10 protein-coding genes and 1 pseudogene are annotated in these 8,842 nt (G+C 69.8%); 5 read left to right on the top strand and 6 right to left on the bottom strand.

Annotated elements, in window-relative coordinates; translation table 11 throughout:
• The first annotated feature begins 183 nt into the window (after positions 1 to 183).
• From QZ271_RS12755 to QZ271_RS12775, 5 genes and pseudogenes are all read left to right on the top strand, one after another.
• Complete coding sequence (locus QZ271_RS12755; RefSeq protein ID WP_291432064.1) at positions 184 to 783, top strand: hypothetical protein; 600 nt, start codon at positions 184 to 186, stop codon at positions 781 to 783.
• A 77-nt stretch (positions 784 to 860) separates the two neighbouring features.
• Positions 861 to 1,334, top strand: a complete 474-nt coding sequence (locus QZ271_RS12760; RefSeq protein ID WP_291432065.1) for an MFS transporter — start codon at positions 861 to 863, stop codon at positions 1,332 to 1,334.
• Entirely contained in the window at positions 1,265 to 1,927 is a 663-nt protein-coding gene (locus QZ271_RS12765) for an MFS transporter (protein WP_291432067.1), read from the top strand. Before QZ271_RS12760 ends, QZ271_RS12765 begins: the two co-directional genes overlap by 70 nt.
• Positions 1,928 to 2,076: 149 nt before the next feature.
• A pseudogene (locus QZ271_RS12770) lies at positions 2,077 to 2,193 on the top strand (enoyl-CoA hydratase); the annotation flags it as partial.
• 252 nt (positions 2,194 to 2,445) lie between these two features.
• Positions 2,446 to 3,438, top strand: coding sequence for a malate dehydrogenase (locus QZ271_RS12775; RefSeq protein ID WP_291432068.1), 993 nt, complete (start codon positions 2,446 to 2,448; stop codon positions 3,436 to 3,438).
• Positions 3,439 to 3,621: 183 nt separating this feature from the next.
• Here QZ271_RS12775 and QZ271_RS12780 read toward each other — a convergent pair whose 3' ends face one another.
• The 6 genes from QZ271_RS12780 to QZ271_RS12805 all read right to left on the bottom strand — a co-directional run bounded on the left by QZ271_RS12780 (position 3,622) and on the right by QZ271_RS12805 (position 8,645).
• Entirely contained in the window at positions 3,622 to 4,896 is a 1,275-nt protein-coding gene (locus QZ271_RS12780; protein WP_291432070.1) for an aminopeptidase, read from the bottom strand.
• Positions 4,897 to 4,967: 71 nt separating this feature from the next.
• On the bottom strand, positions 4,968 to 5,993 hold the full coding sequence (locus tag QZ271_RS12785; protein WP_291432073.1) for a GGDEF domain-containing protein: 1,026 nt from the start codon (positions 5,991 to 5,993) through the stop codon (positions 4,968 to 4,970).
• A gap of 117 nt (positions 5,994 to 6,110) precedes the next feature.
• Positions 6,111 to 6,605, bottom strand: a complete 495-nt coding sequence (locus QZ271_RS12790) for a tRNA (cytidine(34)-2'-O)-methyltransferase (protein ID WP_291432075.1) — start codon at positions 6,603 to 6,605, stop codon at positions 6,111 to 6,113.
• Complete coding sequence (gene ispF, locus QZ271_RS12795) at positions 6,602 to 7,096, bottom strand: 2-C-methyl-D-erythritol 2,4-cyclodiphosphate synthase (RefSeq protein ID WP_291432077.1); 495 nt, start codon at positions 7,094 to 7,096, stop codon at positions 6,602 to 6,604. The genes QZ271_RS12790 and ispF overlap by 4 nt, the downstream gene beginning before the upstream one ends.
• Before the next feature lie 341 nt (positions 7,097 to 7,437).
• The gene (locus tag QZ271_RS12800) at positions 7,438 to 8,055 is read right to left on the bottom strand and encodes a YigZ family protein (protein WP_291432079.1); all 618 of its coding nucleotides are present in this window, start codon (positions 8,053 to 8,055) and stop codon (positions 7,438 to 7,440) included.
• Positions 8,056 to 8,057: 2 nt separating this feature from the next.
• Positions 8,058 to 8,645: an NUDIX hydrolase gene (locus QZ271_RS12805; protein WP_291432081.1), complete on the bottom strand. Its 588-nt coding sequence runs from the start codon at positions 8,643 to 8,645 to the stop codon at positions 8,058 to 8,060.
• Positions 8,646 to 8,842: the final 197 nt, after the last annotated feature.

Raw genomic sequence — 8,842 nt, forward strand, 5'->3', positions numbered from 1 at the left:
ATCTTCTGTTTCACACCCTCATTCTGAGGTCAGAAGCCGTGCTGGACGTCCTTTTCTAAAACTGAAAGATGTCAGTCTATTGTTCCCACTCGCATGCGCTCGGATTGATTTGGGAATGCACCGAACCATTCGGAATCCGCATAACTCTGCCTCTGCCGCCCCGGCCCGCGCTACCCTGGGGGCATGCTGAGCTTCGCGCAGGCCGCCCGGAATCCCACCCTGCATGGGGAAGAACCTGCCCGGCTGGCCCGGCACGGCGTGAGCGGCCTGCTGGTTCCCGCGACCTTCGAGGAAGCGTTCTACCGGCAGAATAACCTCCCGGAGCGGCTGGGACGCCTGTTCTCGCCCATCCAGCCTGCGCGCATCGATGAGGACGCCCTGGAACCCCTGACCATTCAGGCGCAGGCGCTGATCCGCACCAGTTACCTGCTGGACGACGCCGCGCAGTACTTTCACCGTGCTCTGCGCGCCGCCGGACTGGATCACACGCCCCTGCATGCCCGCCGCCCGGGCACACCGCACGCCCAGAGCGCCCCGCACCAGCCGGCGGGCACGCACGCCAGCGCCACCGCCGCCCTGCACGCCGTCAAACGATTGTGGGCGCACGACTGGAGTTTCGAGGCCGTTCTGGGGCGACTGGACAGCGGAGGCAGTGTCGGCCTGGACGCCCGGCCCACCCTGCTGATCCCCGGCCCGCCCGGCCGCAGCGACCCCGAGCACGCCGCGCGGCTGGGCGAGACGACCGCTCTGGTCAGCGACCTCGGCCTGACCGGACTGCCCTGAAGCGCGCGCCCACACCGGCCCCTACCAGCGCCCCGCCACTGCTGTTCGCTGCGCTGGGCACCCTGGTATTCCTGAACGTGTACGCCCCGCAGAGTCTGCTGCCCACCCTGGCCCGCGAATTCCATGCCGGACCCGCCCGCGTGGGCGGCGTGATCGGCGCGACTATGCTCGCCATGGCGCTCGCCTCACCGCTGGCCGGCATCTTGGCCGACGCCACGGGCCGACGCCGCACCGTCACGGCCGCCTTTGCCCTGCTGAGCCTGCCCGCCCTGCTTGCCACGCAGGCCCACACCCTGGACGCCCTGAACGCCGCCCGGTTCGCGCAGGGCCTCCTGATCCCCGGTGTGATGGTCGCCCTGACCGCCCTGATGGGCGAGGAACTCACCGGCCCCGCCCGCACCCGCGCCCTGACCGCCTACGTGAGCGGCACCGTCCTCGGCGGCTTCCTCGGCCGGTTCCTGGCCGGACTGATCGCCGCGCAGTGGCACTGGCCCGCCGCCTGCCCCCAGAACAGGCGTTCACGCCCCGCCGCGACCCCCGCGCCGTCCTGAAGGGCCTGCGCGCCCACCTTCGCAATCCGCCGCTGCTGGCCACCTGCGCGGTCGGTTATCTGATCCTGTTCACGCTGGTCGGTACCTTCAACAGCCTCACCCTGCGCCTCGCCGCGCCCCCCTACGACCTGGATGCCGCCCAGACCGGCGCGGTCTTCGCCGTGTACCTGCTCGGCGTGATCATCACGCCCGTCGCCGCCCCGTTCCTCGCCGCGCGCGGCCCCCGCACTGGCCTGCTGACCGCCGCTGCCACCAGCAGCGCTGGACTTCTCCTGACCCTCGCCGCGCCCCTCGCGCTGGTCATCGTGGGCGTCGCCGCCGCCGCCTGCGGCGTGTTCCTCGCGCAGGCAGCCGCCCTGAACGCCGTGCAGCGCCACGTCACCGACGCCCGCAGCCTCGCCTCGGGCCTGTACCACCTCGCGTACTACGCCGGGGCCGCTGCCGCCTCCCTGGTCGCCGGACACGCCTTCGAACGCGGCGGCTGGACCGCCGTCACCCCCCTCGTGCTGGGCAGCATGCTGCTCGCCGCCCTGACCGGCACCCTCGGCTGGCGCGCCCCCCGCACGAACAGCTGCCCTCCCCCGACCCCGTGAAGGCCGGGAACAGGCATCCGCATCAGGTCACGCCGGAGCTATTCAACACCCAGTCCCGCCCGTCCTGGTTTCCCACCCGGCCATTCACAACCGTGACTGTGCCGTAAGCAGGCGGTCCTTACCACTGCCAACCAGACTGTTTTTACCCCTTCGACGCGTCCCTCGCTCTGGAATTCCTCGGCTTCACCGGCCCCGACGTGCGCGAGGGCCTGAGCAGCCTGCGCGAGAAACGTCCACCCAACTTCGCGGCCGACGCGCCGCTCTGACGGTCCATCTGTGTCAGGCGTGGCCGTCCCCGCCCACTCCCTGCCAGACAAGCCAGAGCAATACCTGCCCAGTGCCCACGAAAGCTCCCCCGTCGCCCCTGGGGCTGGGGGCTGAGGGGTGGGGAAGCCCGCCGCAGGCGCCCACCCTCCCACCATGAGCCACCCGGCCCTGTTCCCGCCCGGGGAACTTGCTTCCTTTCTGCTCACCGCACGTTATCGTGAGCCGTAAAACCATCCTCAGGAGGGATACCCATGACGACCAAACAACCCGTCCGTGTGGCCGTGACCGGCGCCGCCGGCCAGATCGGCTACAGCCTTCTTTTCCGCATCGCGTCGGGCGACATGCTCGGCAAGGATCAGCCGGTCATTCTGCAACTGCTGGAGATCACGCCGGCGCTGAAGGCGCTGAACGGCGTGGTCATGGAACTGCGTGACTGCGCGTTCCCGCTGCTCTCGGACATCGTGACGAGTGATGATCCGATGGTGGCGTTCAAGGACGTGGATTACGCGCTGCTGGTGGGCGCCATGCCCCGCAAGGCGGGCATGGAGCGCGGGGACCTGCTGGGCGCGAACGGCGGGATCTTCAAGCCGCAGGGTGAGGCGCTGAATGCCGTGGCAAGCCGTGACGTGAAGGTGCTCGTGGTGGGGAACCCGGCGAACACGAACGCGCTGATCGCCCAGCAGAACGCGCCGGACCTGAATGCCGGGCAGTTCACGGCGATGGTGCGTCTGGATCACAACCGCGCGATCAGTCAGCTGGCCGAGAAGACCGGGAAGCCCGTGAGCAGCATCAAGAACCTGACCATCTGGGGCAACCACTCCTCAACGCAGTACCCGGACCTGAGTCAGGCGACGGTGGACGGCCAGCCCGCGCTCGATCAGGTGGACCGCGACTGGTACGAGAACTCGTACATCTCGACGGTCGCCAGGCGGGGCGCGGCGATCATCGAGGCGCGCGGCCTGAGCAGCGCCGCGTCGGCCGCGAGCGCCGCGATTGACCACATGCGCGACTGGGCGCTGGGCACGCCCGAGGGCGAGTGGGTCAGCATGGGTATCCCCAGCGACGGCAGCTACGGCATTCCCGAGGGCCTGATCTACGGCTTCCCCGTGAAGTGCAGCGGCGGGAAGTACGAGATCGTGCAGGGCCTGCCTGTCAGTGACTTCAGCCGCGGCAAGATGGACGCCACGGCGCAGGAACTGAGCGAGGAGCGCGACGAGGTCCGCAAGCTGGGTCTGGTCAGGTAATACGGATTGTGGTTGATTCAGTGAGGTTCTGAATCAACTCGAGCCGACCCGGAGGACTGCGCCGCAGAGCGCGCAGATGAGAAACGGGTTCCGGGCGTGGAGCTGGCAATCCGGTGAAGTTCCAGACCTGTCAGCGAAACAAACGGAATCCGTATGAGTCTGTGGAAGGTTTGCCTGGGCGGGCTATCCCTGCACCACCCATTCCCCGCTGCGCATCAGGGGTTCGCGGGTGCCGTTCCTCGTGACGCCGTCCACGTCGGTTGCGGGCGTGCCGATCATCCAGTCCACGTGGATGAGGCTGTCGTTTCCCCCGGCGGCTTTCAGGGTGGCCTCGTCGGTGCCGCCCTGCACGTTGGTGGGGTAGCACTGGCCCAGCGCAATGTGAGAGGCGGCGTTCTCGTCGAACAGGGTATTCAGGAACAGCGTGCCGGTCTGCGCGACGGGCGCGCTGGCGGGAACCAGGGCCACCTCGCCCAGGTGCGCGGCGCCCTCGTCGGTGCCGATCAACTGGCGCAAGGTGTCCTCGCCGCGTGTGGCGCTCACCTCGGCGGCGCGGCCGTTCTCGAAGCGCACGCGGATGCCCTCGATCAACTGCCCGCGCACGCTGAGCGGTTTGCTGGCAACCGCCCAGCCGTTCACGCGCTCCCGGTGCGGCGCCGTGAACACCTCGTCGGTGGGGAGGTTCGGGACGCCGCGCACGCCGTTGCGGGCGGTTTCTGCGCCGCCCTGCCACACGTGATTCTCGGCGAGGCCCACGGTCAGGTCCGTGCCGAGGTCGCTGCGCAGGTGCAGGGCGCCGTACTGCCGGCCAGTCAGGTAGGTGGTCAGGCGTTCCAGGTGGGCCAGGTGCGCTTCCCAGACTGCCACCGCGTCCGGCCGGTCGGCGCGCGTGACGGCGAAGATGTCGGCCCACAGCCGCGCCACGGCCTCCCGCTGCGGCAGGTCCGGGTACACCCGCGCCGCCCACGCGGGGGCGGCCATGGCCGCGACCGTCCAGTTCACGCGGAAACTGCCGGTCGCCTCGCTGACCTGCCGCATGACCTGCGCCTTGAGTTTGCTGCGCGCCGCGACCCGCGCGGGGTTCACGCCTGAAAGCAGCGACGGGTCCTCCCCGACGATCCCGATAGACGCGTACCCGTCCCCGATCATCGCCTCGCTTTCCCGCGCCTGCCACGCGGGCATGAAGGCCACGGCGTCGTCGGTGCCGTCCTCGAACAGCGCAAGGTCCAGGTGCGGGTCGAGGTACTGCACGCGCACGTCACTGGCCCCGGCGCGGTAGGCGGCGCGGGCCGTCAGGCGCACGAGCTGCGCCGCCTCGATGGGCGCGGCGATCCGGACTTTCCCGCCCGCCCGGAGGTTCACGCCCGTACGGACGAGCAGCTCAGCGTACCGCGCGAGATTCGCACTGAACTCGCTGGTCGGAGCGTCACTGGCGCTGGAGAGATCGTGGGAAGTCATGCCCGCCACTCTACCGGGCGTGCCGGGTCAGGTCAGGTCGGGGCGGGTCAGGTCGGGTTGGGGCGTGCGCGTCAGGCCAGGCGCTTCCCGCTGCCCTCCCGCGCGCGGTGCAGGCGCTGCTCGGCGAGATCGATCAGCGCGTCGAGATCCTCGGTCTCGGCGGCGAAGGCCAGGCCCACGCTGACCGGAACGCCGTTCAGGTCCGGCATGTTCAGGTTGCGGGCAGTCCGTACGATCCGGTCGGCCACGTCGTGCGCGGCGGCCACACTGACGTTCGGCAGGATCAGCAGGAACTGATCGCCGTTCCAGCGGGTCACGCTGACGTTCGGGGCGGTCATGCTGACCAGCAGCGTGGCGAACTCGCGCAGCACCTGATCGGCCGCGCGGTGGCGCAGCAGGTCGTTGATCCGCCCGAAGTGGTCGATGTCGGTCAGGATCACCGCGACCCGCGCGGCGTTCAGGGGAGCGCGCGTGGCGGTTTCCAGGGTGTCCCAGCCAGCCTGCCGGTTAAGAGCGCCGGTCAGCGGGTCGAGTTGCGCGGCGTGCTGCGCCCTGAGATTCCGGGCGCGTTCCGTGCTGACCAGTTGGCCGTGCTGTGCCATCAGGACCATCAGCGCCACCAGGAACGCCGCGTAGATCATCAGGAACAGGTCCTGCGGGTTGAACAGCAGCGTGGCGGCCAGTATGAAGCCCGTCAGGGGCAGGAGCAGCGCCGCCGCCTGATTCAGCGGCAGCCACGCCAGCGACAGTAGCCCCACCACGCCCAGCGACAGGAAGAACACAGGCGGAATGCCGCGCCCCTGCACGCCGATCACGGTCACCTGCACCGTCAGCCACAGTGGCAGCACGTACGCGACCGCACCGGTCAAGACCCCCAACGGCACCCGCCGGGACAGCGCGGCAGCGACCATGAACACGCTGAGCAGCACTGCCCCGGTCAGGGACACCACGCCCTGCCGGTCCCCTTCCAGGGACAGCCACAGCAGTCCCGCGTGCACGGCGGCCGACAGCAGCGGCAGCGACACAGACGCAGCGTACTGCTGCTCCCGCAGCCGGTGAATCTGCGGCGTCGGGGCGGCGGAGCGGGGCCGGGGCATACCCCTTCAGTGTAGGCGGGCGGACCAGCTCGGCGCCGCGCGGAGCCGTGTAGGGACTACGTTCAGGCAGCGGGGGGGGAGGGGGTTCAGCCTGAGCGCCGGTCGCGTCCCCTCCGTTTACCAGCCCTCGATCTGCCGTCCGGCCTCGAAGGCGGCCACGCCCGCCGCGACGCTCAGGTTCAGACTGCGGCCCCCGCCGGGTTGCGGGAGCTTGAGTTTCGGCAGGGCGTCGCGCAGCCACGCGGGCAATCCCCGCGATTCCGGCCCGAACAGCAGGTAATCGCCCCGCGCAAAGTCCGCGCGGGTGTGCAGTTGCGTGGCGTGCGTGCTGAACGCCCACACCCGCGCCCGCGCGCCCAGCGTGTCCTGAAAGGCCGTCCAGCTGGCGTGCTCGTGCAGCGTGACGCCCTGAAGGTAATCCATGCCGGCGCGGCGGAATTCACGGTCGTGCAGGTGAAAGCCGAACGGGCGGATCAGGTGCAGGTCCGCGCCCAGCACCGAGCAGGTCCGCGCGACGTTCCCGACATTCCCGGCCTTCTCGGGCTCGAACAACACGACGTGCAACAGGGGATGCAACAGGGGAGAGGCGGCCGGCGTCACTCCTCCCGTCATCCTTCACCGCTGCCCGCGCGGATCAGCAGCGCGCTCACGCGGGTCTGCACGTGCGCCGGCGCCAGCCCCTCGGAGGTCTTGAAACTGACGCCCACCTCGCTTTCCGGCAGCTCCAGCAGGCCCGCGACGGACCGGGCGATCTCGGCGCGCAGCGGCCCCAGCTTCGGGCGGTCCAGGGTCACCACGACCGCCACGTTCCCCGGCACGTACCCACGCGCCCGCACGAGTTCCAGCGCCCGCCGCACGATCACGCGGGAATCCATACCGGCCCACTCGGCGGCCGTGTCCGGGAAGTACTGCCCGATGTCACCCAACGCCAGTCCCGACAGCAGCGCGTCGGCCACAGCATGCAGCACGGCGTCACCGTCACTGTGCGCCACCGCTCCCAGTTCCGCGTGCGGGACGGGCACGCCACCCAGCACCAGCGGTCGCCCGGCCTCCAGGCGGTGCGCGTCCTCTCCAAAGCCGATGCGAAACGGTAACGAACTCATGCGCCCAGTCTGGCGCATCGGCGGCCCCCCGCGCCCTGGCCGCCGTCCAGATCCGGCGAAACGCCCTGCTTCCTGTCCCGCAGTTGCGCCTCCCTTTCACACTGCCTCGCTCTCATACGGACTGCGATTGATTCGCTGCAGTTCTGAATCAATCCGAGCGGACGCGAGAAGGAAGGAAAGACGCCCCTTCGCGGGATGGAACCACAGGCGGCGCTTTTCCGACTGTGGTGGAATGGAGCGGCAGTCGGTATCATGCGAACTCCGATTGAACGGGCTGCTGCCACTCTTCAGTCTGAGTGGGAGCAGGGCAGCTTCCGTCGGTTTCAGGGTGACTCCTCACCCTACGGCAACGCCTCGACCTCCGACGCCCCCCGCGACGCGTCCCGCAGCGCCGCGACGAACCCCGCCACGTCCTCCGGGAACACTTCTATGCGCAGCGACACCCCGGTCCCCGAGTACGCTTCCTCGCCGCGCACCGTGTCCAGCGACCCGAGCAGGTGGTACAGGCCCCCCAGAAACTCGAACGGCACCGACACCCGCAGCGCCCGCCGCGCCCGCACCGTCACCCGCGCCGCCGCCCGCAGGCACTCCGCCGCGCCGCCCCCGTACGCCCGTGCCAGTCCACCCGTCCCCAGCTTCACGCCACCATAAAACCGGACCACGACCACCATCACGTGATCCACCCCCTGCCCCAGGATGGCCCGCAGGATCGGCCCGCCCGCCGTGCCGCCCGGCTCGCCATCATCACTGAAGCGGTACGCACCCCCCACGCGGTAAGCCCAGCAGTGATGCGTGGCGTCCGGGTACCGCTCCCGCAACGCCGCCAGCTGAGCCAGCGCCCCCTCGGGCGAATCCGCCCGATCCGCGAACGTCAGGAACTCACTGTTCTCGATCACCGCGTCAAAACGGTGCGGTCCCGCCAGGGTCGTGAACGGCGCGGGCCACTCCGTGTCCGGCACGCTCAGAGGAGACCCCGCCCAGCCAGAACGGCGCGCGCATGCCACAACGTCAGACTGCTCGAGCCGTCCAGGATCTCCCCGGCATCCAGGCGCCGGTACGCTTCGGCCAGGGGCACCACCACGCGCTCGATGGTCTCGGTGTCCTCGTGATGCATGCCCCCCAACGTGACGCCCAGCGCCAGAAACGGGTAGAAGATCACGCCACTGATACTCGGCTGCGGGTAAAAGCCGGGCAGCGCCACCCACTGCGCCGCCACACCCCCAACCTCCTCATGCAGTTCCCGCCGGGCCGCCGTGAGCAGGTCCTCGCCGCGCTCCACACCGCCCGCGACGACCTCGGTGACGGTCGCGCGCAGCGGGTAGCGGTACTGACGGATCAGGACCGCCTCACCCTGCGCCGTCACGGGCAACACGAACACAGCGCGCGGCCCGCGCGGCCGGTACTGGTAGGTGGTCTCCGCGCCGCCCGGAAGGCGCACGCGGTCCTCGAACACCGTGCGGAACCCCGACACGAGTTGCCGGGACTCCAGCGTCTGCCACGGCTGAACCTCATCCTCGATCAACGATGTCCAGTTCGGGTGATCAGTCATGCGCTCAGGCTAACAGGCTGCTGTTCTGTGCGGCGCGCCTTTCCGGACCGGGGGAGGTGGGCGGTCTTTGGGGGGGCTGCCCCGTTGGAATCGTTGCGCCTGGCGGCGGGCTTTCCGTGTGCTGCCCCACCCCCCAGCCCCCTACCCCAGGGGGGCAGGGGGAGCCGTCGTTGCACTGGGCAAGAGTTTCTACTCGT

The organism is Deinococcus sp. (assembly GCF_018260555.1).
Taxonomy (GTDB): domain Bacteria; phylum Deinococcota; class Deinococci; order Deinococcales; family Deinococcaceae; genus Deinococcus.